General features: G+C 70.1%; 19 protein-coding genes. 12 read left to right on the top strand and 7 right to left on the bottom strand.

Going from position 1 to position 22,811, the window contains the following annotated elements:
- The first annotated feature begins 150 nt into the window (after positions 1-150).
- Both J2853_RS02390 and J2853_RS02385 read left to right on the top strand, forming a co-directional pair.
- Entirely contained in the window at positions 151-1,047 is an 897-nt protein-coding gene (locus tag J2853_RS02390) for a polysaccharide deacetylase family protein (RefSeq protein ID WP_307554463.1), read from the top strand.
- A gap of 153 nt (positions 1,048-1,200) precedes the next feature.
- Positions 1,201-1,545, top strand: coding sequence for an MmcQ/YjbR family DNA-binding protein (locus J2853_RS02385; protein WP_307554462.1), 345 nt, complete (start codon positions 1,201-1,203; stop codon positions 1,543-1,545).
- A 261-nt stretch (positions 1,546-1,806) separates the two neighbouring features.
- Here the strand turns inward: J2853_RS02385 and J2853_RS02380 are convergent, their stop codons facing one another.
- Positions 1,807-2,340, bottom strand: a complete 534-nt coding sequence (locus tag J2853_RS02380) for a hypothetical protein (RefSeq protein WP_307554459.1) — start codon at positions 2,338-2,340, stop codon at positions 1,807-1,809.
- Between the two features lie 280 nt (positions 2,341-2,620).
- Here J2853_RS02380 and J2853_RS02375 point away from each other — a divergent pair, with 280 nt between their 5' ends.
- Both J2853_RS02375 and cydB read left to right on the top strand, forming a co-directional pair.
- Positions 2,621-4,066, top strand: coding sequence for a cytochrome ubiquinol oxidase subunit I (locus tag J2853_RS02375; protein WP_307554457.1), 1,446 nt, complete (start codon positions 2,621-2,623; stop codon positions 4,064-4,066).
- Between the two features lie 10 nt (positions 4,067-4,076).
- Positions 4,077-5,018 (top strand): cytochrome d ubiquinol oxidase subunit II, encoded by a 942-nt coding sequence (cydB, locus tag J2853_RS02370; RefSeq protein ID WP_307554455.1) that lies wholly within the window; start codon positions 4,077-4,079, stop codon positions 5,016-5,018.
- A 206-nt stretch (positions 5,019-5,224) separates the two neighbouring features.
- Here cydB and J2853_RS02365 read toward each other — a convergent pair whose 3' ends face one another.
- On the bottom strand, positions 5,225-5,800 hold the full coding sequence (locus tag J2853_RS02365; RefSeq protein WP_307554453.1) for a dihydrofolate reductase family protein: 576 nt from the start codon (positions 5,798-5,800) through the stop codon (positions 5,225-5,227).
- Positions 5,801-6,040: 240 nt separating this feature from the next.
- Entirely contained in the window at positions 6,041-7,837 is a 1,797-nt protein-coding gene (locus tag J2853_RS02360) for a zinc ribbon domain-containing protein (RefSeq protein ID WP_307554450.1), read from the bottom strand.
- A 496-nt stretch (positions 7,838-8,333) separates the two neighbouring features.
- Between J2853_RS02360 and J2853_RS02355 the strand changes: the two genes are divergently transcribed.
- The 3 genes from J2853_RS02355 to J2853_RS02345 all read left to right on the top strand — a co-directional run bounded on the left by J2853_RS02355 (position 8,334) and on the right by J2853_RS02345 (position 10,573).
- Positions 8,334-8,717, top strand: coding sequence for a type II toxin-antitoxin system RelE/ParE family toxin (locus J2853_RS02355; protein ID WP_307554448.1), 384 nt, complete (start codon positions 8,334-8,336; stop codon positions 8,715-8,717).
- Positions 8,714-9,022, top strand: coding sequence for a helix-turn-helix domain-containing protein (locus J2853_RS02350; RefSeq protein WP_307554446.1), 309 nt, complete (start codon positions 8,714-8,716; stop codon positions 9,020-9,022). The genes J2853_RS02355 and J2853_RS02350 overlap by 4 nt, the downstream gene beginning before the upstream one ends.
- A gap of 306 nt (positions 9,023-9,328) precedes the next feature.
- Positions 9,329-10,573 carry an MFS transporter gene (locus tag J2853_RS02345; protein ID WP_307554444.1) on the top strand — a complete coding sequence of 415 codons (1,245 nt, stop codon included), beginning with the start codon at positions 9,329-9,331 and terminating at the stop codon, positions 10,571-10,573.
- Between the two features lie 70 nt (positions 10,574-10,643).
- Here the strand turns inward: J2853_RS02345 and cutA are convergent, their stop codons facing one another.
- From cutA to J2853_RS02325, 4 genes are all read right to left on the bottom strand, one after another.
- Positions 10,644-13,031: an aerobic carbon-monoxide dehydrogenase large subunit gene (gene cutA, locus J2853_RS02340; RefSeq protein ID WP_307554442.1), complete on the bottom strand. Its 2,388-nt coding sequence runs from the start codon at positions 13,029-13,031 to the stop codon at positions 10,644-10,646.
- A gap of 135 nt (positions 13,032-13,166) precedes the next feature.
- Positions 13,167-13,613 carry a (2Fe-2S)-binding protein gene (locus J2853_RS02335; protein WP_307568574.1) on the bottom strand — a complete coding sequence of 149 codons (447 nt, stop codon included), beginning with the start codon at positions 13,611-13,613 and terminating at the stop codon, positions 13,167-13,169.
- 22 nt (positions 13,614-13,635) lie between these two features.
- Positions 13,636-14,505: an FAD binding domain-containing protein gene (locus J2853_RS02330; RefSeq protein WP_307554440.1), complete on the bottom strand. Its 870-nt coding sequence runs from the start codon at positions 14,503-14,505 to the stop codon at positions 13,636-13,638.
- Positions 14,502-15,902 (bottom strand): uracil-xanthine permease family protein, encoded by a 1,401-nt coding sequence (locus J2853_RS02325; RefSeq protein ID WP_307554437.1) that lies wholly within the window; start codon positions 15,900-15,902, stop codon positions 14,502-14,504. The genes J2853_RS02330 and J2853_RS02325 overlap by 4 nt, the downstream gene beginning before the upstream one ends.
- 346 nt (positions 15,903-16,248) lie before the next feature.
- On the opposite strand from J2853_RS02325, the gene J2853_RS02320 reads away from it, so the two are divergent.
- The 5 genes from J2853_RS02320 to J2853_RS02300 are packed head-to-tail and all read left to right on the top strand — an operon-like array spanning position 16,249 to position 22,806.
- Entirely contained in the window at positions 16,249-17,577 is a 1,329-nt protein-coding gene (locus tag J2853_RS02320) for a purine-cytosine permease family protein (RefSeq protein ID WP_307554435.1), read from the top strand.
- Entirely contained in the window at positions 17,574-19,199 is a 1,626-nt protein-coding gene (locus tag J2853_RS02315; protein ID WP_307554433.1) for a hydantoinase/oxoprolinase N-terminal domain-containing protein, read from the top strand. The genes J2853_RS02320 and J2853_RS02315 overlap by 4 nt, the downstream gene beginning before the upstream one ends.
- The gene (locus J2853_RS02310) at positions 19,192-20,241 is read left to right on the top strand and encodes an S-methyl thiohydantoin desulfurase family protein (RefSeq protein ID WP_307554431.1); all 1,050 of its coding nucleotides are present in this window, start codon (positions 19,192-19,194) and stop codon (positions 20,239-20,241) included. Before J2853_RS02315 ends, J2853_RS02310 begins: the two co-directional genes overlap by 8 nt.
- Positions 20,242-20,245: 4 nt before the next feature.
- Positions 20,246-21,355, top strand: a complete 1,110-nt coding sequence (locus tag J2853_RS02305; protein WP_307554428.1) for a DUF917 domain-containing protein — start codon at positions 20,246-20,248, stop codon at positions 21,353-21,355.
- Positions 21,352-22,806 carry a PucR family transcriptional regulator gene (locus J2853_RS02300; RefSeq protein WP_307554426.1) on the top strand — a complete coding sequence of 485 codons (1,455 nt, stop codon included), beginning with the start codon at positions 21,352-21,354 and terminating at the stop codon, positions 22,804-22,806. The genes J2853_RS02305 and J2853_RS02300 overlap by 4 nt, the downstream gene beginning before the upstream one ends.
- The last annotated feature ends 5 nt before the right edge of the window (positions 22,807-22,811 follow it).

Here is a 22,811-nt window from a genome sequence, read left to right as displayed (position 1 = left end):
CGGGACGGGCCGCGAAGACCACGACTCCAGGCGAACGCGGACAACCAGCCCAGGCGGCGGGCGCGAGGCGGATGGAGACCACGGGGACCACGGCCATAAAGTTCCCAAACCGGGCATTTAGCGCTTCGATTGCTGGCAGGATGATCGTCCATGTCAGCGGCGAAGTCATGGGCGATCAGATCGGCGGCCGCCTTCGTGGCCTTGGCGATGAGCGCCGGATGCGGCACCGGCACGGACGGGGGATCCGGTGCCGGCGGCGCGACCTCCACGCCGGGCCCGGGCACCGGCGTCTCCTCCGCCGGATCCGCGGAGGCGGCGACTCCGAAGGGACCGCCCGGGGCACTGCCCCGACCGGGCGAGGTGAAGAGGATCCCCCGATCCGACGACGGCCTGCCGCCGGTGATCAGTTCCATTCCGACCAAGAGGAAGGTCGTCTTCCTCACCATCGACGACGGCTGGGAACAGGATCCCGGTTTCGTGTCACAGGTCAGGAGCCAGCGGATCCCCATCGCGGCCTTCGTGATGCGCGACGCCGTGGAAGCCAGGGGCGCGGTCGATCCGACCGCTCAGGGCGGCAAGTTCCTGGGGGCGGGCAAATGGGGGTACGTGCGTGACCTGCGCGACGCGGGCGCGACGATCGAGAACCACACGCTGACCCATCCGAGCCTGCCGTCGCTCGGCTACGACCAGCAGAAGGCCGAGATCTGCGGCTCCTCCAAACTGATCCGCAAGCACACCGGAACCCAGCCCGCCCTGTTCCGCCCGCCGTTCGGCAGTTACAACAGTCTGACGCTCAAGGCGGCCAAAGCGTGTGGCCTCGACGCGCTCCTTCTCTGGACCGCGACCGTGCAACCCGGAGGGAAGATCGCCTACCAGGTGCCCGACAAGAAGCTGCGTCCGGGCGACGTCCTGCTGCTGCATTTCCGCCCGAACCTCTCGCGGGACTTCCGCATCCTGGTCAACAAGATCAAGCGCCGGGGTTTCGAGCTCGGCAACCTCGACGCCTACCTGAAAGCCGCGATCGGAACCCCGGCCGGCGATTCGTAGACCTGCGAACCACGCTCAGTGGTCGCCGCCGGAAGTCTCTCGGGAGGTGACGGTTCGCGGGTCGGGGTGCTGCGTGTGATCTGAGGTCGCCCACCGCCGGCCGCCCCTTCGCCAGTCGTTGGATAACAGAACCACGATGTGTCATCGTGGAATGTGCTTGATTTCAGCCGCGTCCGTGATGTTGCGATCGAGTTGCCGGGGGTCGAGGAGTCCGAGTCCTGGGGCACCCCCTCGCTGAAGGTGAACGGCACGTTGTTCATCCGCCAGCACGAGGATCCCGAGCTCATGGTCTTCAAGGTCACCGTCGACGAGCGCACGGCGCTCACCGAGGAGCGCCCCGAGATCTTCATCGTCACGCCTCACTACCAGAACTACCAGTACATGCTGGTCAAGACCGCCGCGCTGGAGCTCGGCGAGCTGGGTGAGCTGGTCACCGAGTCCTGGCGGATGGCCGCGCCCAAGCGGCTGATCAAGGCCTTCGACGAGCGCGAGGGTTAGGCGACCCACCTCCGGCAGCGGCGCGCGGCCGGCACGCCGAAGAGGGCGATCACGCCATACCGCACAAACCCACCGCGGAGGCGAAAGATCCGGCTAAATTCGTGATTCATCCGAGAAGCAATGAATAACACTAAAGCCCTCGTCCAAAAAGATGCGCATCACCAGAGAGGCCCGTTCACACAAACCGCCCCACACGCCGAACGGCCCGCCCCGGAGAAAGGGGCGAGCCGTTCAGGGCTAGAGGGCAGGGACTATATGTGATCACTCGCTCTCGGCGGTGTAGAGGTACTCCCAGTCGCCGCACTTGGTCGGGTAGGAGCTGTGCAGGGGGACCTGGCAGACCTTGACGCGGACGCTGTCCACCCGGTTCTTGGAGAACTGGAACTGCTTGGCCCCGCCGGCTCCGCAGTAGGTGTAGGACTTGCCGTCGTACCACTGGCCGCCGTTGTCACCGAAGTGGTGCACCCCGAACTTCACGTAGGCGCACTTCCCGCCCTGCTTGTACGTGCGGTGGTCGAGGTCGTAGAGGGAGCCCTTCACCCGCACGGTGTTGCGCTTCTGGTGCTTGTCCCACTCGACGCCGATCCAGCCGCGGGCCTTGGCCTTGTGGTTGGACGAGTAGTAGCTGCCCCAGTAGTCGCTGTAGTCGTAGCCGGACGGACCGGCCGTCACGGTCGCGGTCGTCGCGGCGGACGCGGTCGCGGTCGTCGCGGCGGACGCGGTGGCCGGAGCGGCGAGAGCGACGGCACCGGTGGCGGCGAGAGCCAGAAGACCGGTGGCCAGTTTCTTCATCATGATTTCTCCTCAGCCCTCCGTGCCGGCCCTTTGCCGACTCCCCCTTCGGGCTGATTCATTGATATAGGGGCGCACTTGCACATCCCCATATCATTCCTTGCAATTGCCTTTAAGAAAGGCCTGCAAGCCGGACAGGAATCGTGCAACCCGCGGCACGTCCCCGACCGTGTGACGAAGATCGCATGAGCTCGTGGCACCCTCCCCGCCCAATGCTCTACAGCTTGTAGTACTACTGGAGGTAGCACTACAACTCGTAGAGCGAAGGAGCGGCGAGGGGAAGATGGACGCACTGGACCTGGCACGGTGGCAGTTCGGGGTCACCACCGTGTACCACTTTCTGTTCGTACCCCTGACGATCGGCCTCGGGGTCTTCGTGGCCGGCCTGCAGACCGCATGGCACCGCACCGGCAAGGAGCACTACCTGCGGCTCACGAAGTTCTTCGGGAAGCTCTTCCTGATCAACTTCGGGATGGGCGTGGTGACGGGCATCGTGCAGGAGTTCCAGTTCGGCATGAACTGGAGCGAGTACTCGATCTTCGTCGGCGACGTCTTCGGCGCCCCTCTGGCCCTGGAGGCGCTGCTCGCGTTCTTCCTGGAGTCGACCTTCCTGGGTCTCTGGATCTTCGGCTGGGACAAGCTGCCCAAGCGCATCCACCTCGCCACCATCTGGGCGGCTGTCATCGGGTCCAACCTGTCCGCCTACTTCATCCTCGCCGCCAATGCCTGGATGAAGCACCCGGTCGGCTACGAGGTCGTCGACGGCAGGGCCCGGATGACGGACCTGTGGGCGGTGCTCACCAACTCCACCGCGCTCGCCCAGGTGCCCCACGTGGTCGGAGGCGCCTTCGTGGTCGCGGGCGGATTCGTGCTGGCGGTCTGCGGCTACCACCTCCTGCGGGAACGGCGGTCCGGCCCGGCGGATCCCGGCCGGACCACGCCGGCACGGCCGGGCGGGGCGAGCATGTGGCGGACCCCGATGCGGGCCGCGCTCGTCATGGTCGCGATCGCCGGGGTCGTGGTCGTGGCCAGCGGGGACACGTCCGCCAGGCTGCTGTACGAGCAGCAGCCGATGAAGCTGGCCGCCGCCGAGGGCCTCAGGCACGACACGGCGGGCGCGCCGTTCTCCCCCGTTCCCGGCGTGGAGGTGCCCAAGCTGCTCAGCTTCCTCTCCACCCACGACCCGAACGCGGTGGTCCAGGGCACCGAGGACCTGCAGGCCACGTTCGTGAAGCAGTTCGGCCCCGGCGACTACCGGCCCAACCTGCCCGTGGTCTTCTGGTCCTTCCGCGTGATGATCGTCTTCGGTCTGACCACCGTGGGACTGTCGGTCCTCGGCCTGTGGCTCACCCGCAAGCGCCGCCGCGCCGCCGGCCGCCCGCGTGAGATCCCCGCGTGGTTCGCCCGGAGCTGCCTGCTGGCGCTGCCGCTGCCGACCATCGCGATCATCGCGGGCTGGCTGCTCAGCGAGGTCGGCCGCCAGCCGTGGACCGTCCAGGGCGAGCTGCTCACGGCCGCGAGCGTGTCACCCGGCGTCAGCCTGACCGAGGTGGCCGTCTCGCTGGCGATCTTCACCGCCCTGTACGGCGTGCTCGCGCTGGCCGAGGCCGTACTGCTCGTACGCCACGTCAAGACGGGCCCCGAACCCGTCTCCCCCGACCCCCTCACGCGGCCCTCCGAGGACGACGAGGACAGGGCCGCCCGGCTCCAGCCGACCCTGATGTACTGAAGGCGGAATCATGGAAACCACCACCTTCTGGTTCGCGGTCATCGCGTTCCTGTGGACCGGTTACTTCGTCCTGGAGGGCTTCGACTTCGGTGTGGGCATGCTGATGCCCGCGCTGTCCAGGAACGAGGCCGAGCGCAAGCAGATCCTGGGCACCATCGGCCCGGTCTGGGACGGCAACGAGGTCTGGCTGATCACCGCCGTCGGGGCGATGTTCGCCGCCTTCCCCGTCTGGTACGCCGGGCTGTTCAGCACGTTCTACCTGCCGATCGTGCTGATCCTCGTCGGGCTGATCGTGCGCGGCATCGGCCTGGAGTGGCGGGGCAAGGTCCACAGCTCCGCGGGCCGCGCCCGGTGCGACCTGGGCATCCTGGTCGGCAGCGCGCTGCCGGCGTTCCTGTGGGGCGCCGTCTTCGCCGCCCTGCTGCACGGCAGCGCGACGGCGGCACTGGTCGGCGGGGTGTTCTCGCTCTCGCTGTGCGTGCTTCACGGGGCGGTCTTCGTCGCGCTCAAGACCTCCGGCCCGATGCGCTCGCGTGCCCGCCGTGCCGCGATGATCGCCTCGACGGTGGTCCTGCCCGCCGCGGTGGTGGCGCTGTCCACCATCCCCGGCGTGCCGGCGGCCGTCGCCGACTGGGCCGCGGCTCCGTGGCTGTGGGCCTGCGCCCTGACCGCGATGGCGGCCCTGGCCGCCGGGATCGCACTGACCTGGCGCGGCCGGGACGGCTGGGCGTTCGCCGCCACCGCCTCGTCCATCGTCCTGACCGGCGCCGCCCTGTTCGGCGCCCTCTCCCCGGCCCCCCTGCCCGGCCTGACCATCGCCGAAGCCGCCTCCGGCCCCTACACGCTGAGCGTGCTGACCTGGATCGGACTGATCGCGCTGCCGTTCGTGCTGGGCTACCAGGCCTGGTCGTACTGGGTGTTCCGCAAACGCCTGGTCGCCGAGGTGTCCTGAAACGCCACCCTCTCCCCGTGCCTGCGAGTTCTCCCACCGTCAGGCAGGCCAGGACGGGGACGAGTCCTCTCACCGATCGTCCCGGACGGAACGGGACCGGATCCTCCCACCGGGAGGCTCAGGCAGACCGCCGGTCGTCCCGGACGGAACGGGATCGTGGCCTCCCGCCGGCAGGCTCGGGCGGAACGGGACCGTGGCGGCGGCGCCTACTTCACCACGCGAAATTCCAGATGCGTGGCGTGGGGTGACTCGATCACTCGAATCCGTTCCAGCTCGATGTGCTCGGCGCCGAGGTGGTCGAACAACCGGCGGCCCTCGCCGATCAGCACCGGCGCGATCTGAAGGTGTATCTCATCGAGGAGGCCGGCTCTGAGGACCTGCTGGGAGACGTCCGCGCCCATCACGATGACGTTCTTCTCACCCGCGGCCGCCCTGGCCAGCCGAAGTGCGCTCTCGACGCCGTCGGTCACGAAGGTGAACGTCCCGCTCTTCATGGCCAGCTCGTCTCGAACCTCATGCGTGAGCACGAAGGAAGGTGCGGGGAAAGGCGTGTCCTCCCACTCCCCCAGGCTCACGTCGAACGTCCGCCTGCCCAGCACGACCGCTCCCGTCGTGGTGAACAGCTCCCGGATCACCTCGGCGTCCGCGTCGTTGGGTGACGCGTTGAATATCCAGTCGTGCAGCCGCTGCCCGCCCCGGCCCATAGGCAGTTCGACGCTGATGTCCGGGCCGGCCATGAAACCGTCCAGCGACATGGTGACGTGCAAGATGACCTTTCCCATACGGCCCGACAGTAGAGCACAAACCTGGCCTCACACGGCGTTTTACGGTCATCAGGCCGTTTATATCCGAAATGCCAGCGCTCCGTCTTTGACAGCAACGACTTAATCCGTTCCCACAACCTGTCCGACATGGTCCATGGCCACGGTCGACGGAATCTCCCGATACCCAGCCGGATTCCTTCAAGCAAGGTTCACCCCGCCCAGGAAGCGTCTTCGATTTCCTGTGGTTGTCTGAGGATTTCAGACATTCCGGGCCGGTGTGGCCGTTCCCGCGCGGGGTCCGTAGTCCGCGCTGAGGCGGAGGACGGGGGTGGCGCGGGCGCGGTGGAAACCGGTCCGGTGCTGGAAATCGCGTGCACGACCTGAGCGGGTCACCGCAAGGTGGCCGCTCTGGGGTTCGTGTCCCGCCGGACGCTGTCCCACCGCGGTGGGGGCGGGAACCGTACGCCACTCCGGCACACGGCGAAAAGTCGATGCGAGCCCGGCCTCATCCCGGACTGCCGGAGTGGGCCGTCCGGGGCGTTTAGGCGTGGGCCGGCCCTTGCCCGGGGTGGGGCCGGGACGGCCGGGACGGCCGGGACGGATGAAAGTGTCGCGGCCGCTACGGTTGGCCCGGCGTACCCGCCGGGTCTCAGCGCGGGGGCGCCGGGCGCGGGCGACGTTGCCCTCCACCACGATGGTGATGGTGCGGTGGCCGGTGGCCCGGTCGGTGCGGGTATGGGCCTGACCCAGCAGACCGCGGGCCACGATCCGCTCGGCGGCGGCCCAATCCCGATCCGCCGAGAGCCCACACGAGCAGCGCGCCCATTTCCAGCCCGCCCGGCTGGGCTGGTCCGGCGCCGCCACGTGCTTCAGAGGGCTGGTGCCGGTGCCGCAGCGCGGGCAGTACTTCGAGGTGCCCCGCGCGGGGACGGTGACCACGGCGATGCCGGCTTTGGCGGCCAGGTGCCGGATCGCGGCCACCACCATTCCGCGGACCTGCCCCGACAGCCGGGCATTACCCCGGCGACGCCCGCGCGCCTCCAACGTGGCCAAATCTTCGAGGTAGATGACGCCGCAGCCGGTCGCCATCACTTGGTCCACTGCCCAGCGGGCCGCCGACCGGGCCAGGGCGTGATTGAGGTTGCGGATCCTTGCGCAGATACGTTCGTGGTCGGCTTCGGTGCGGGCGTGCCGGGTGTGCAGGTCGGCCCACTGCAGGTCCGGGGCGCATAACCCCGACAGCAGGGCGGCGTAGTGATCACGTTCGACGGCCAGGTGTTCGCGGTGGGCGCGCAGTCGGTGCAGTTTCGCGGAGATCGCGGTGGCGTCGTAGCGCAGCATCCGCCCATCGGAGAACACCCGCCCACCCGCAGGGCCGGCACCCGACCCGCTGCCCGGCCCGCCGGCCGAGGCGCCGGGTGGGTCGGTCAGGCGGGCGACGGTGCCGGTCAGCAACGTGTTCACCCCCCAATCCAACCCCAGCCCCACCCGATGCCCCGCTGCCGCAGCAGTTGGGATCGAGACGGTGAACGGCAGATCGACCCGCAGCCGGTGTGTGGCCACCCGTAGCGTGGGCGTGCACCAGGTGGCGTGAGTGGGTACGTGTGGCGGCAGCGTGAACACGATCACACGCCACGCCCAATCGGCCCATGAAAGCGGGGCTGGGCACAAAGGCAGCCGCACCCGCAACACCGCCGCCTGCGGCCCACCGGGCCCGTCACCCGCACCTGCCGGTGGCCCGTCCGAGGCGGTGGCGTCTGCGGGGGTGGCGTCTGCGGGGGTGGCGCGGGTCAGGGTGACCAGCTGTTTGTCGGCCGCCGCCAGTAGCACCTGCGCCGCCACCATCGGCGCACCCTCCACCTCGGTCACATCAGCGGGCAACCGCTGGTGCTCGGCCAGATACGCGCGGACCTGCCGGGTGCGGTTACGGATCTGCGCCGCGCTCGTCCCGGCGGGTAGTGCCGCGCGCACCGCTTGCCATTCCGCCTCCGATCGCTTGGATGGGTCGACCGGCCAGGTCGCGAGCACCGCCGCCAGCACCGCCCGCCGATGCACCCCCGCCCGTCACCGCTTTTACCCGAGGCGAGTGCGGTCAGGGCCGCATCGGTCCAGCGTTCGGCGAGGATCTGTGTGGTCATGGTCTGAGCCAGCGCGGCCAGCCAGCCCACCCGCCGCACCAGCGTCCGCTCACCCACCGCCTCGCCGCCGGTCTCCAGCGCTGCCCGGTGGGCGGTACACGATGCCGTCGCCATCAGCACCGCCACTTCGCCCACCCCCGACCCTGGCCACCGCCAGCCCAGATGACCTCACCGGTCACCAACGCTACCGGCCACCCCCGACACTTTCCGGCCCTTCTCCCAGATCACCACCCCGGGGAGAAACACCGAGGAATACCCGAGCCCAGGTCCGTATAGGTTCCCATAGCGTTTCGGGCTAACAGTACGAACCCTTACTTGGATCCACCAAGGAACACGAAGCGAGTTTTTGCGAACACCCATTGCGACAATCTTGCCCTTCATAGTATGCGTGCATACTATGAAGGAGGCTGGTCATGGCATGGAACTTAGAAATGACGGGGGAGGTTCGAGAGTGGTTGCACGCGATGAGGGCAACCGATCGTGCGACGTCCAGACTGATCGGCCAGGCCATCCAGACTCTCGTCGAAATCGGGCCTGGCCTCGGAAGGCCACTGGTTGACAGGATCACAGGGTCGGTCCTGCAAAATATGAAGGAGCTCCGTCCCGGATCATCAGGACGGAGCGAGGTGAGAATCCTGTTCGCCTTCGATCCCCGTCGCAACGCCGTACTTCTCGTCGCCGGTGACAAGGCCGGCCAGTGGGAAGCCTGGTACGAGAAGGCGATACCGCTCGCGGAGGATCGCTTCGCCGAATGGATCGAATGGCTGGAAGCATCACCGAAGGAGCAGCAGCGATGACCACATTCCACTCGTGGGACGACGTCAAGCACGAGATCTTCGACGAGGAGGACATCGCCGCGATCGACGAGGACGCGGCCAAGACCGTCACCGCCATCAGACTGGCCACCGTACGCAAGCAGTTGGGACTGCGCCAGGCCGACGTCGCGGAGCGGATGCACGTGCGACAGGAGAGGATTTCCGCGATCGAGCGCGGGGAACTGGGCGCAGCGACGCTAAGCACATTAACGGCCTATGTCCAGGCGCTCGGAGGACGGCTCGAGGTCGTCGCCACCGTTGACGACAACCATTACCGGATCGCCTGACAGGGAGGTGTCCGTGTCCTTTGCGGACCGCTCAAGCGGTGGGGCATACCCCCGGAGGAGGCAGCGCGGCACGTCGGCCGGCTGTTCGTCGCCTTACCCCACGGACGCTCCGTCGAGAGGAACACGACCGATGGCCACGCTTCGCAAGAGGCGCGATCAGGGCTGAGATCGGTAATGACGAGGACGCCTTCGCCTATGAGGATGCCGCCGAGATAACGGCCTCCTTCGGGACCTCGGCTGTCGGCTCGGCTCCAGCAGCGGAGTAAAGGTGTTGCTTTTGATCGGGAAGCCCGTCAGCATGCCCCGGTGACCTCCCCCAGCCTGTTCCGGCACCGGAACTTCATGCGCCTGTTCGGTGCCGACACGATCAGCCAGTTCGGCACGCAGGTCAGCCTGCTCGCACTTCCGCTGGTCGCGGTGCTCGCACTCCAGGCGAGCGAGTTCGAGACCGGCCTGCTGGTCGCGGCCGAGACCGCCGCGTTCCTGCTGGTGGGGCTGCCCGCCGGGGTGTGGGTGGACCGGATGCGCAGGCGGCGGATCCTGATCATCTCCGACCTGGTCCGCGGCGCGCTGCTGGCGTCGGTGCCGATCGCGTGGTGGTTCGGCGGGCTGACCCTCCCCCACCTGTACGGCGTGGCGCTCTGCATGGGACTGGCCACGGTCTTCTTCGACATCTCCTACCAGAGTTACCTGCCGAGTCTGGTCGGGCGGGAGCGACTGGTCGACGGCAACGCCAAGCTGGAGATCGTGCGGACGACGGCGGGCGTGGCCGGACCCGGTCTGGGCGGCCTGCTGGTCCAGGTGCTCACCGCGCCGGTCGCGGTGCTCGCGGACGCCATCAGCTTCCTGGGCTCGGCGCTGTTCCTGTGGCGGATCGACGCCGTCGAGCAGGTGCCGGACCGGGCGGCCCGGCGAAGCCTGACCAAGGAGATCGGCGAGGGGCTGCGGTTCGTGGCCACACACCGGATCCTGCGGATGATCGCCGCCTCCACCGCCACCGCCAACTTCAGCGGCGGGATGACGGCGGCCGTCGAAATGATCTTTCTGGCCCGGGTGCTGGAGCTCTCCCCCGGCGTCATCGGCCTGCTGTTCTCGGCGGGCGCCCTCGGCGGGCTCAGCAGCGCGGCGGTCGTGGGCGTGGTCGGCCGCCGGGTCGGCACGGCTCGGATCATCTGGCTGTCCGTCCTCGTGACCTCGCCGTTCATGCTCCTGATCCCGCTCACCGAGCCCGGATGGAGAATCCTGCTGTTCGCGGTCGCCATGTTCATGAGCGGGGTCGGCGCGGTGCTCTACAACGTCGGCCAGGTCAGCTTCCGCCAGAGCGTCACTCCCGAGCACATGCTCGGCCGGATGAACGCCACCATGCGCTTCGTCGTGTGGGGCACCATTCCCCTCGGCGGCCTGGCCGGAGGAGCGCTGGGCGAGTTCTTCGGCGCCCGCACCACGCTGTGGATCAGTGCCGTGCTGGCGCTGCTGGCCCTGGTGCCGCTCCTGCTCTCCCCCCTGCGCACGATGCGCGACCTACCCGCCACGGACCCGGTCGGCGCCTGACCTTCGGCCGGTCCGGCGCCGGGGAACCACGGCGGCGCCGCCCGCAGTCGTACGGCGAGCACCGGGGTCCTCAGGAAGAGGCGCGGCGCAGGTCGAACAGCTCCGACGGGGAGATCGGCATCTTGTCGATCCTGATCCCCTCGGCGTCCTCGACGGCCGAGGCGATCACCGCGGAGCCCGGGATGACCCCGGCCTCGCCCGCGCCCTTGATGCCCAGGGGGTTGAGCGGGGACGGGGTCTCCAGGTGCGCGGTCTCGATGTGGGGGATCTCCGTGGCGTAGGGCATCAGGAAGTCCATGAACGAGGCGTTCAGCAGCTGACCGTGACCGTCGTAGACCATGCGCTCGTACAGCGCTCCGCCGACGCCCTGGGCGACCCCGCCGTGGATCTGCCCCTCCACGATCATCGGATTGATCAGGTTTCCGCAGTCGTGGACGACGGCGTAGCGCAGGATGTGGATCTCGGCGGTCAGCGGGTCGGTCTCGACGATCGCCGCGTGCATGCCGGAGGCGAACGTCGAGCGGATCGGCGAGTAGTAGTCGCGTCCTTCCAGCCCCGGTTCGTCTCCCGCCTCCACCGGCGGCCGGTCGAAGGACGACGTCCCGGCGAACTGGGTCGCCCTGGCCGTCTCGGAGTCGAAGGCGTAGCGCAGGGGGTTGGACAGCACCGCCACCGTCGCCAGCGAGATCGAGGCGCCGGGCGCGCCCACCACCTTCACCTCGCCGTCGACGATCTCCAGGTCGCGGGGGTCGGCCTCCAGCGCCTCGGCGGCGATCCGCAGGGCCTTGTCCCTGACCTTCCTGCACGCCAGGGCGATCGCGTTGCCGCTCATCACCGCGGCCCGCGAGGCGAACGTGCCGACCGCGTAGCCGAACCTGCGGGTGTCGCCGGTGACCACCGAGACCCGCTCCAGCGGCACGCCGAGCTCGGTCGCGGCGATCTGGGCGAACACCGTCTCGTGGCCCTGGCCCTGCGAGGTGAGCCCGGTGGAGACGTGCACCCGGCCGTCGGAGGTGATCTGGACGTGACCGCCCTCGTAGGGGCCGACTCCGGTGCCCTCGACGTAGCAGCCGATGCCGATGCCGATCCTCCGCCCCTGTGCCGCGGCCCGGGCCTTCAGGTCGGGGAAGCCGTCCCAGCCGATGAGCTCCTTGAGCAGTCGCAGCGACTCGGGGTAGTCGCCGCTGTCGTAGATCAGCGGCCGTCCGTCCTGAAAGATCAGGCCCTGGTCGTAGGGGAACTCGCCGGGCTGGATGAAGTTGGCCTCGCGCACCGCCGTACGGTCCGCCTCCAGGTATTCGGCGATGTGGTCCATCGTCCGCTCCATGCAGAAGACCCCTTGCGGGCGGCCCGCCCCACGGTACGGCGTGACCTGCACGGTGTTGGTGTAGATCGAGGAGAACTCGACCCGGTAGGCGCCGATCTTGTAGGGGCCGAGGAGCTGGGTGGAGGTGATGATCGGGACGATGATCCCGTACGGCGTGTAGGCGCCGTGGTCGTGCAGGATGTTCACGTCGAGGCCGAGCACCCGGCCGTCGTCGTCGAATCCGACCCTGACGAACTGCACCTGGGCCCGCTCGTGCGCGGAGGAGATGAAGTGCTCGCGCCGGTCCTCGGTCCACTTGACCTCGTGGCCGAGCACGATCGCCGCCCACGGGACCAGGACCTCCTCCGGCCACGGATGCACGATCTTGACCCCGAAGCCGCCGCCCACGTCGGGCGCGATCACCTCGACCTTGGGCAGCGGCAGGCCGAGCTTGGCCGCGATGGCCATGCGGACGCTGGTGGAGGTCTGGGTGCTGGAGTAGACGCGCAGGGACCGGTCGTCGGCGTCCCAGCGGGCGTACACCCCGCGCCCCTCCAGGGGCATGGAGGCGCTGCGCTCGATGTCGAGCCGGAAGGCCAGCGTGTGCGGCGCGGCCTCGATCGCCTCCCGCGCGCCGAACCCGCCCGCCGAGGGCACCTCCTGGACCAGGTGCGCGCCGACGTTGCCCGGCACGTCCTCGTGGACGAGCTGCGCGGACTGCGCCGCCTCCTCCACGCCGACCACCGGTTTGAGGAGTTCGTAGTCCACCCGGATGAGCGCGCAGGCGTCCTCGGCGAGGTAGCGGTCGCGGGCGACGACCATCACGACGGGCTCGCCGACGTGCCTGACGACGTCGCGGGCGAGAGCGTGGGCGGTGCGGCCGTGGGTCAGCGCCGGGTGCGGGATGAGCAGCGGCAACGGCTGGGCGAGGAGGGTGGGCAGGTCCTCCCAGGTGTAGATCGCCACCAGCCCCTCCACCTCCAGGGCGTCCGACACGTCGATGTCGCGGATCCTGGCGTGGGCGTGCGGGGACCGGACGAACGCCACCTCGAACGCGCCCGCGCCCAGGTCGTCCAGGTACCGCCCCTGCCCGGTGAGCAGCCGGGGGTCCTCCCGTCGCTGGACCGGCTCCCCGAACAGCTTCGTGCTCATACGGCCTCCTCACCCGGCGCTCGGAGTCCGCGTTCGCGTTCGCCGGCTCGCTCGCTCATACGACCTCCTGGCCCGCCGCTCGGAGTTCGCGTCCGCGAACGCCGCCGTGCCCACCGGCTCGCCCGCTTCGCTCCCTCACGACTCCTCCGCCATGATCTCGGCCGCGCGATGGACGGACTTGACGATGTTCTGATAGCCCGTGCACCGGCAGAGGTTGCCGGAGATGCCCTCCAGCACCTCCTGCTCCGTCGGCGCCGGGTTCTCCCGCAGCAGGGCGGTCACCGTACACAGGAACCCGGGGGTGCAGAAGCCGCACTGCAGGCCGTGGCACTCGGCGAAGGCCCGCTGCACCGGCGACAGCTCACCGTCCTGCCCGGCGAGCCCCTCCACGGTGGTGATCTCGTGTCCGTCCACGCTGACCGCGAACGTCAGGCAGGACCGGACGGGTTCGCCGTCCAGCAGCACCGTGCAGCATCCGCAGACCCCGTGCTCGCAGCCGACGTGGGTGCCCGTCAGGCCGAGATCGTGCCGCAGGCAGTCCGACAGCAGCCTCCGCCCCGGCACCTCGACCTGCCGGATCATCCCGTTGACGGTCAGCGTGATCTCATGCACCGGTGGCCTCCCTGGCCGCGTCGCGAAGTGCCTGCTCGGTCAGCACCCCGGCGAGGTGCCGCCGGTAGGCGGCGGTCGCGTGGATGTCGGCCTCCGGCTCGATGCGATCCTGTACGGCCCGCGCCGCCGAGGCCCAGTCGGCCGTCGCCGGAGGCCGGTGTCCGCACGCCCCGGTGACGTCGACGACGACCGGGACGGGGCCGACGCTCACGCACGCCACCGTGGCCGAGGTGATCCGCAGGTCGTCGTCCAGGCGGACCAGCGCCGCGATCCCGGCCAGGGCGTAGTCGCCGTGCCTCCTGGCGACCTCGCGGAACGCGGTGCCCGATCGCGGGGGCAGCGCGGGGAAGAACGCGGAGACGGCCAGCTCGCCCGGTTCGACCGCCGACTCCAGGAGGCCCACGAAGAAGTCGGCGGCCGGGACGTCCCGGACGGCGCCGGACCGTGCCAGCCGTACCGAACCCCCGAGAAGGGCCAGGACGGCGGGCAGCTCGGCGGCCGGGTCCGCGTGCGCCAGGCTGCCGACCACGGTGCCCCGGTTGCGGATCACCGGGTGGGCGACCAGCCGGAGCGCCTCGCGGAGCAGCGGCTGGGCGGCGGCGACCTGCTCGGACCGCTCCACCTGGGCGTGCCTGGCCAGCGCGCCGACCCGGACACCCCCCGGTTCCACGTCGAGGGTGGCCAGCTCGGCCAGCCGGTTGATGTCGACGAGGTGCGCCGGAGCGGCCAGCCTCATGTTCAGCATCGGGATCAGGCTCTGGCCGCCCGCGAGCACCTTGCCGTGCTCCCCGGCCTCGGCGAGCGTGTCGAGCGCCTCGCCGAGGGATCGGGGGGCGTGATAGTCGAACGGAGGTGGCTTCACCCGGCGGCCTCTCGTCTCAGCCCGGTCGCCTCGGGCTCGGGGGCCGGGTCGCCGCCGCGGCCGGCACCGGTGCGGCCGGAGATCGCCCGGAGCACGTGATAGCCCACGAGCACCACGATGGTGCCGAGGGCGATGCCCTCCAGCGTGAAGTCCGAGCCGATCATCTGCTTGACCGGGCCGATGGCGAGAATGATGCCCGCTCCGATCGGAACCATGTTGACGGGGTCGGAGAAGTCCACCCGGTTCTCGATCCAGATCTTCGCGCCGAGCAAGCCGATCATGCCATAGAGGATGACGGTGATGCCGCCGAGCACGCCGCCCGGCGTCGCCGCGACCAGCGCGCCGAACTTGGGGCAGAGGCCGAACAGGATCGCGATGACCGCCGCGATGTAGTACGCGGCCGTCGAGTAGACCCTCGTCGCGGCCATGACCCCGATGTTCTCGGCGTAGGTGGTGGTCGGAGAGCCTCCGAAGGCGCTGGCGACCGCGGTGGCGGCCCCGTCGCCGATGATCGCCCGGCCGAGGTAGGGGTCCACGTCGGTGCCGGTCATCTCGCCGACCGCCTTGACGTGCCCCACGTTCTCGGCGACCAGCGCGATCACGGCCGGGAGCACGAGGACCACGGCGGAGAACCTGAAGTCGGGGAAGTGCATGCTCGGCAGGCCGATCCAGTCGGCCTGGGCCACCGCGTCGAAGCTCACCCGCGGGTGCGTGTCGATCGCGCCGGTGCCGGCGTTGTAGGCGGTGATGTCGCCGAAGATCCTGTCGGCTCCCCAGGAGAGGAGGAAACCGATGACCAACCCGAGCAGGATGCCGATCCGCCCGACGAACCCCTTGAAGAGCACGATGATCAGGAAGGTGACGCACATCGTGATCAGGGCGATCCACTGGTCCTGCGGCCAGTAGATGTCCGCGACCACGTACGCCAGGCCGAACCCGATCAGCATGACGACCGCGCCGGTGACGACCGGCGGGAAGATCCGGTGGATGATCTGCACGCCGAGGTAGTGGATCGCCACGCCGACGAGCGCGAGCACCAGGCCCACGACGAGGATCGACCCGGTGACGATCGCGTCGGCCCCGGAGGTGTCACCGCCGAAGGCCGCCCGGATGGCGAACACACCGCCCACGAACGAGGCGCTGGTCCCGAGGTAGCTGGGGATCTTCCCGTTCACGATGAGCAGGAACATGATCGTCGCGACGCCGGAGAACATGATGGCGACGTTCGCGTTCAGCCCCATGACCAGGGGGAAGACGAACGTCGCGCCGAACATCGCGATGACGTGCTGCGCGCCGAACCCGACCATGCGCGGCCAGGACAGCCGCTCGTCCGGTTTGACGACCTCTCCCGGTGCCAGGGTTTTGCCGTCGCCGTGTTTTGTCCAACCTGCAACCATCAAGCCCACCTTTCACCGGGCCGTCGGTCGGTGGCCGCCCCGCAGGCATCCCTCCGGCGAATCCCCATGCTGTCGTTGCGGGCACGGTAGGCCCGCGATCACACCCTTACATCGTCATGATCTGCCAAATCTGAGGCGCCGACCAGTGAAAGCGTCGCGCACCGCCGGTGAAAACGCCCGGCGAAACGCACGGAAATCACGAAAACCTGCCGGTCCCGGCTCGTTCCACCCTTCGTGAGGCGATGGTGCGGATCGCCCTGTTCAGCCATGCGGGCAGTGCTCAACGCACCTATGCCGGAGCGGAACAGCTGCTTACCGTACTTTCAACTCACTACTGGAGGTCCTCATGGCTGACACCGTCGGCATGGACGACTACTCGCTGGCACGAGTGCCCACAACGGCGCGCTACCCCTGGTGGTCGATCGCCGTGCAGCGGTTCGGCCAGGTCTCGGCTCTCACCCAGTTCCTGCTCGGCGCGACACTCGGCTTCGGGATGGATTTCTGGGGCGCGTTCTGGGCGTTGACCATCGGCGCGGTGATCCTGGAGTTTGGGATGATCTTCGTGGGCGTCATCGGCATGCGCGAGGGCCTGTCCACCTCGATGCTCGCCCGCTGGACCGGATTCGGCCGCGGCGGCTCCGCGGTGATCGGCCTGGCCATCGGGATCAGCCTGATCGGCTGGTTCGGCGTCCAGTCGGGCGTCTCGGCCCGCGGCCTGTCGGAGCTGATCGGCGGGCCGCCGGAGTGGGTGTGGGCGATCGCCTTCGGCCTCGCCGTCACGGCCATCGTCATGCTGGGCTTCCACTCGATGGCCTGGACGGCCTACCTGACCGTCCCGCTCTTTCTCGCGCTGGTCGCCTGGTCGATCATCTCCGAGCTGAGCGGTCACTCGCTCGGCACGCTCGTCTCCTCTCCACCACCGGGTCCGTCCATGACCCTGCTCGAAGGGGTGGCCCTGGTCGCGGGAAGCCTCATGGTCGGCGCGGTGATCACCCCCGACATGACGCGGTTCAACCGGAACGCCGCGGACGTCGTCAAGCAGACACTGGTCGGCATCACCCTGGGCGAGTACGTCATCGGACTCTCGGGGGTGCTCCTCGCCCACGCGGTCGGCAGCTCCGACGTGATCGCGATCGTCACCTCCTCGGTCGGTCTGGTCGGCACGCTGGTGATCGTCGCGGGAACACTGAAGATCAATGACTGGAACCTGTACTCCTCCGGTCTGGGCATCGTGAACTTCGTCGTCGTCGTCACCGACCGCCGCCCCAACCGGGCCGTGGTCACCGCGATCGTCGGCGTGGCGGGCACGCTGCTGGGCGCGGCCGGGATCCTCGACCAGTTCTCGAACTTCCTGCTGATCCTCGGGGTGGTGTTCCCGCCGATCGCCGGAATCATGATCGCGGAGTACTTCGTGGTGCGCCGCTGGCGCGGCCGGCTGGCCGAGGGCCGCGCGGAGGGCGCCGCTCCGTCGAGCTCTCCGATGTGGGTCCCCGCGACGCTGGTGATCTGGCTGGCCGCCTCGCTCGTCGGCCAGTACGTCACCGCCGGGCTGGGCAGCGTCAACTCACTGGTCGCGGCCTTTGTGCTCTACGTCGTCTGCGGGAAGCTCGGCCTGGTGAGGGAAATGGGAGCCGGACCGGCCGACATCGAGATCTCCGAGGGAGTCCGGGTATGAGAATCGGCATCGACGTGGGCGGCACCAACACCGACGCGGTCCTGATGGACGGCGACCGGGTGGTCGCCGCGGTGAAGCGGGGCACCACCCGGGATGTCACCGGCGGCATCGTCGCGGCCCTCGAAGGACTGCGGGACCAACTCCTCCAGAGGCCGCCCGCGACCGGTTCCGCCCGGGCGGCGAACGGCGCGGACGGCGAAGGCGCGACGCTGGGCGACGTGAACGCCGTGATGATCGGCACCACGCACTTCATCAACGCGCTGGTGGAGGCCGACCGGCTCGCTCCCACCGCGGCCGTACGGCTGGGCCTGCCCGCCACCTCGGCCCTGCCTCCGTTCGTGGACTGGCCGGACGCGCTGGTCGAGGCCGTCTCCGGCCGCGGCTACCTGTGCCACGGGGGGCACGAGTTCGACGGGCGGCTCATCTCCGAGCCGGACCCCGACGAGCTGCGCCGTACCGCCGACGACATCCGCGCCCGGGGCATCCGTTCGGTGGCGGTCTCCTCGGTCTTCTCCCCGGTGAACATCGAGTTCGAGGAGCGGGCCGCGGAGATCCTCGCCGCCGAACTGCCGGGCGTGCCGATCTCGCTCTCCCACGAGATCGGCCGGATAGGCCTGCTGGAGCGGGAGAACGCCACGATCGTGAACGCGGCGCTCAGGGAGCTCGCGACCGGCATCGTGGACGGCCTGTCCGGGGCGATGGCGGGGCTCGGCATCACCGCGCCCCTCTACCTCAGCCAGAACGACGGCACGCTGATGGGCCTGGAGTTCGCCAGGCGCTACCCGGTCGCCACCTTCGCCTCGGGACCGACCAACTCCATGCGCGGCGCCGCGGCGCTGTCCGGCATCGGCACCTGTGCGGTCGTCGACATCGGCGGCACGACCAGCGACATCGGAATCCTCAGCGGCGGCTTTCCCCGCGAGGCGACGACCGAGGTCACGGTCGCGGGGATCCGCACCAACTTCCGCATGCCCGACGTGCTGTCGATCGGCATCGGCGGCGGCAGCCGGATCCACCCGGACCACAGAGTGGGTCCCGACTCGGTCGGCTACCGCCTGCCCGAGCAGGCGCTGGTGTTCGGCGGCTCGACCCTCACCGCCACCGACATAGCGGTGGCCGCGGGCCGGGCGGAGATCGGCGACCCCTCGCTGGTCGCCCACCTGGACCGGGGCATGGTCCAGGCGGTCCTCGATCGGATCGCCGACGAGGTCGCCGAGGCCGTGGAACGGATGCGGACCAGCCCGGAGCCGCTTCCCGTGGTGGCGGTGGGCGGCGGATCGATCCTCCTGCCCGACGAACTGCCCGGCTGCGGCACCCTGCACCGGCCGGGCAACCACTCGGTGGCCAACGCCATCGGCGCGGCCATCGCGCAGATCGGCGGCGAGGTGGACCGGATCTACACGGTCGCCCCCGACCGCCGGGAGACCGTACTCGACGAGGCCCGCCAGGAGGCCGTGGATCGGGCGATCGCGGGAGGCGCGCAGCCGGGCAGCGTCCGGATCGTGGAGTTCGACGAGATCCCCGTGCCCTACCTCCCCGGGGACGCCACGCGCATCCGGGTGAAGGCCGTGGGCGACCTCGCGATCAAGGAACTTTCGACGAAGGGAGCGGGACATGCGTGAGATCGGCCTCGACGACCTCGTCGACATCGCCACGGGAGCGGCCATCCTCGGCACGGGCGGGGGCGGCGACCCCTACATCGGCCGCCTCATGGCCCGCGCCGCCCTGCGGGAGACCGGCCCGGTGAAGCTGACACCGCTGGCGGAGCTGCCCGACGACGCGGTGGTCCTGCCGGTCGCGTCCATGGGCGCGCCCACGGTGATGGTGGAGAAACTGCCCGCCGCCGACGAGCTCTCCAACGCGGTGGAGGCCCTGTGCGGCTACCTCGGCCGTCGCCCGACCCACCTGGCCTGCGCGGAGGCGGGCGGCGTGAACTCGCTGATCCCCGTCGCCGCGGCGGCCAGGACCGGCCTGCCCCTCATCGACGCCGACGGCATGGGCCGGGCGTTCCCCGAGTTGCAGATGTTCGTCCCCGGCCTCTACGGGGTCAAGGCCTCCCCGATGGCGATGTCCGACGACAAGGGCAACCGGGCGGTCATCCACACCGTCGACAACCACTGGACCGAACGGCTCGCCCGAGCGGCCACCGTGGAGATGGGCGGCTCCTCCACGACCGCCCTCTACGCCATGACCGGCAAGCAGGCCCGCGAGTTCATGGTGCCCGGCACGCTGTCGCTCTGCGCCGAGCTCGGCGCGCTGGTCGAGCGCCACCGGGCCACCGGTGACACGGCCGAGGCGGTCGCCGGGCGGCTGGGAGGGCGGGTGCTGTTCACCGGCAAGATCCTGGACGTCGAGCGCCGCACCGTCGGGGGATTCGCCCGGGGTACGGCGAAGCTCACCGACGGCTCGGCCGAGCTGCGCCTGTCGTTCCAGAACGAGCACCTGCTGGCCGAACTCGACGGAGTCCCCGTGGCGACCACGCCCGACCTGATCTGCGTGCTCGACCAGCAGACGGGATTTCCGGTGACGACCGAGGCCACCCGGTACGGCCAGCGGGTCACGGTGCTGGTCGCCCCGTGCGACCCTCGCTGGCACACACCGGAGGGCCTGGCACTCGTCGGACCGAGGTACTTCGGCTACGACCTGGACCCCGTGGCAATCTAGAAGGGTGATCACCGAGCAGGATGTCGCCGCCCTCGACCGTGGCTGCGTCCTGCTCGGCTCGGGCGGCGGCGGGCCCAGCGCCACGATGGGGACGCTGCTGCGACGGCTGCTCCGCGTGGCCCCGGTGCCGTTCCTCGCGGTCGCCGACCTCTCTCCCGATGCCGTGGTCGTGCCGATCGGGTTCGTCGGGGCGACCGGACTGCTGGACGAGAAGCTCCCGTCCGGCGGCGAACTCGGCGAGGCGATCGAGGTGGTGGCCCGCTGGAGCGGCGTCCGGGTGGACGCGGTCATGTCCCTGGAGGCGGGCGGCAGCAACGGGATCGCCGTGTTCTGCTGCGGGCGGCCGGTGGTGGACGCCGACCTCATGGGACGGGCCTTCCCCCGGATCGGCCACATGTCCACCTCTCGGGCGAACGTGGCCGCCGGGCCGTACGCGATGGTGGACGCCGCGGGCCGGACCACGGTCATGGACCGGTGCGACCCCGACGCCGGAGACCGGATGATCCGCGGCGCGCTGGCGGCGAGCGGCGGCTGGGCCGCGTTCGCGCACTGGCCGATTCGCGCCGCGGACCTCCCCGGGCAGGCGATCGTCGGCAGCCTCTCGCGTGCGCTCGGCCTCGGGCGCACCATGCTGTCGCTGCCGGGGAACGCACCGCGTGCGGCGGCCCTCGGCGGCAGGCTCGCCGGGACCGGCCGGGTCGTCGAGGTGAACAGGCGGCCGAGCGGACGGGGCACCGTGACGATCCTGGACCACGACGGCGCCGTGCTGCGCGTGGAGATGGAGAACGAGTACCAGGTCGTGTTCCGGGACGGCGTGCCGGTGGCGACCACCCCTGACGTGCTCTGCCTGCTGGAGTCCCGGACCGGGGCGCCGATCGCCTGTTACGAGGTACGGCCCGGACACCGGGTCGAGGTCGTCCAGCTGCCCGCCCCCGCTCTCTGGCGCCGGCCCGACCGCCTGTCCCAGGTCTCCCCCGCGGCGTTCGGCATCGACGTCCCCCCGCGCCTGATGGGGGACGGCGACGCCGGTGGCGGCCCGCCGCACGAGACCGGCCCGCCGTGGAAGGACGGTCCACCACGTGGAGCCGATCAGCCGGACGGAGGCGGCTGGTGATCGTCACCGACCTGTTCGTCCGAGCCCCGCTGGTCTCGCTCGCGGGCGAGACCGCGACGGGACTCCAGGTCACCGGCGTGCGCGTGGCGGCGAGGACGGCGAGCGTCTCCCTCGCCGCCGGAGAGTTGCTCGTTCTGCTGGACCCCGACCGCACCGCCTGGCGACTGGACGCCGAGCTGAGCCGGGCGGCCGAGGCGGGGGCCGCCGGGCTGCTGGTGCCGGGAACCGAATCGCTGCTGCGCAGTACGGTCCTGCTCGCCGAACGGCTGGGGATGCCCGTGCTCGGCTGCCGTGAGGATCCGCTGGAGACGGCGATGAGACTGGCCGTGCTGGTCGCCTCCCCCGAGGTGGACGTGGCACGGCGGGTTCTCGCGGCGCATCGGGTTCTCGACGCCGGCGCGACCGCCCTGGCGGAGATGCGCGACCGTACGAGCGCGGTGCTGGGAACCGAGGTCACCGTGCTGGCGAGGGACGGGGCCGTACTGCTCGGTCCCTTCGTACCGGCTCGGTTCAGGACGAACGTCCCGGTGCGCCAGCGGCTGGCGGGCGGCGGCGTCGCGGTACCGGTCCTCGCCCCTGACGGCCGGACCCCGGAGTTGTGGCTCGTCACCGGCGGCACGGCGGGCGACGAGGAGGTTCTCGCGGTGGCGGCGGCCGCGGTTCAGCGATCGCTGGCGCTGCGCCGGGTGGACGTGGAGCGCGACGCCCGGCGCAGATCCGGCCTGCTCGGCGAACTGCTCCAGGCGGGCGACGATCCCGGCCCCTCGCTGCGCCGCCGCGCGGCGGAGGCGGGCTGGCGACTGGACGGCTGGCACACGGGCGTTCGCATCGGGGTGAGCCGCGCCGTGGACGTGGTGGCGCTGAGCACCGATGTGGTCTCCGCGCTGGCCGCCGAGGGAGTCGCGGCGGTCGTCGTGGCGGAGGACGACGGCTGGATGGCCTGGGTGACCAACGACACCGAGCCCGGACCCGGGCCGGTGAACCGGCTGGCCGCGCACGTACGGCAGGCCCAGCGCCGCCTGGCCGACCTCGACCTGCACGTGGGCATGGCCCGGCCTCACCCCGGTCCCGGCGGCATCGCCCGCACCCTGTCCGAGGCTCGCGACGCCGCCCGCCTGGCCGGGTCCCGGGTCGAGACCGGCCGTTTCCTGCACGTCGATCGCCTCGGCCTGGCCCAGCTCCTGCTCGCCTGGACCAGAACCGACACGTTCGTCCCCGCCGCCAAATCGCTGCTCGCCACCCTGGACTCCGAGCCGGGCGACCTGATCCGGACCCTCACCGTCTACCTCGACGCCGAGTCGTCCCTGATCGAGGCCGCCGCCGTCCTCGGCGTCCACCGCAACACCGTCGCCCGGCGGATCGTCAAGATCGGACAGCTCCTCGGCGTCGACCTCGCCGACCCCGACACTCGCCTGGCTCTCCACCTCGCCTGCCGCGTCGCACGCATCTGACCGGA

Origin of the sequence: Streptosporangium lutulentum (genome assembly GCF_030811455.1) — a bacterium.
Taxonomy (GTDB): domain Bacteria; phylum Actinomycetota; class Actinomycetes; order Streptosporangiales; family Streptosporangiaceae; genus Streptosporangium; species Streptosporangium lutulentum.
The sequence above is the reverse complement of the archived record's forward strand: the minus strand, read 5'-3'. Positions and strand labels throughout refer to the sequence as shown.

Excerpts from the sequence above, each read along its gene's own strand:
- J2853_RS02350 (WP_307554446.1), top strand. The coding sequence starts at position 8,714 with ATGACCACATTCCACTCGTGGGACGACGTCAAGCACGAGATCTTCGAC.
- cydB (WP_307554455.1), top strand. The coding sequence starts at position 4,077 with ATGGAAACCACCACCTTCTGGTTCGCGGTCATCGCGTTCCTGTGGACC.
- J2853_RS02380 (WP_307554459.1), bottom strand. The coding sequence starts at position 2,340 with ATGATGAAGAAACTGGCCACCGGTCTTCTGGCTCTCGCCGCCACCGGT.
- J2853_RS02320 (WP_307554435.1), top strand. The coding sequence starts at position 16,249 with ATGGCTGACACCGTCGGCATGGACGACTACTCGCTGGCACGAGTGCCC.
- J2853_RS02315 (WP_307554433.1), top strand. The coding sequence starts at position 17,574 with ATGAGAATCGGCATCGACGTGGGCGGCACCAACACCGACGCGGTCCTG.
- J2853_RS02375 (WP_307554457.1), top strand. The coding sequence starts at position 2,621 with ATGGACGCACTGGACCTGGCACGGTGGCAGTTCGGGGTCACCACCGTG.
- J2853_RS02365 (WP_307554453.1), bottom strand. The coding sequence starts at position 5,800 with ATGGGAAAGGTCATCTTGCACGTCACCATGTCGCTGGACGGTTTCATG.
- J2853_RS02310 (WP_307554431.1), top strand. The coding sequence starts at position 19,192 with ATGCGTGAGATCGGCCTCGACGACCTCGTCGACATCGCCACGGGAGCG.
- cutA (WP_307554442.1), bottom strand. The coding sequence starts at position 13,031 with ATGAGCACGAAGCTGTTCGGGGAGCCGGTCCAGCGACGGGAGGACCCC.
- J2853_RS02325 (WP_307554437.1), bottom strand. The coding sequence starts at position 15,902 with ATGGTTGCAGGTTGGACAAAACACGGCGACGGCAAAACCCTGGCACCG.
- J2853_RS02335 (WP_307568574.1), bottom strand. The coding sequence starts at position 13,613 with ATGATCCGGCAGGTCGAGGTGCCGGGGCGGAGGCTGCTGTCGGACTGC.
- J2853_RS02390 (WP_307554463.1), top strand. The coding sequence starts at position 151 with ATGTCAGCGGCGAAGTCATGGGCGATCAGATCGGCGGCCGCCTTCGTG.
- J2853_RS02355 (WP_307554448.1), top strand. The coding sequence starts at position 8,334 with ATGGCATGGAACTTAGAAATGACGGGGGAGGTTCGAGAGTGGTTGCAC.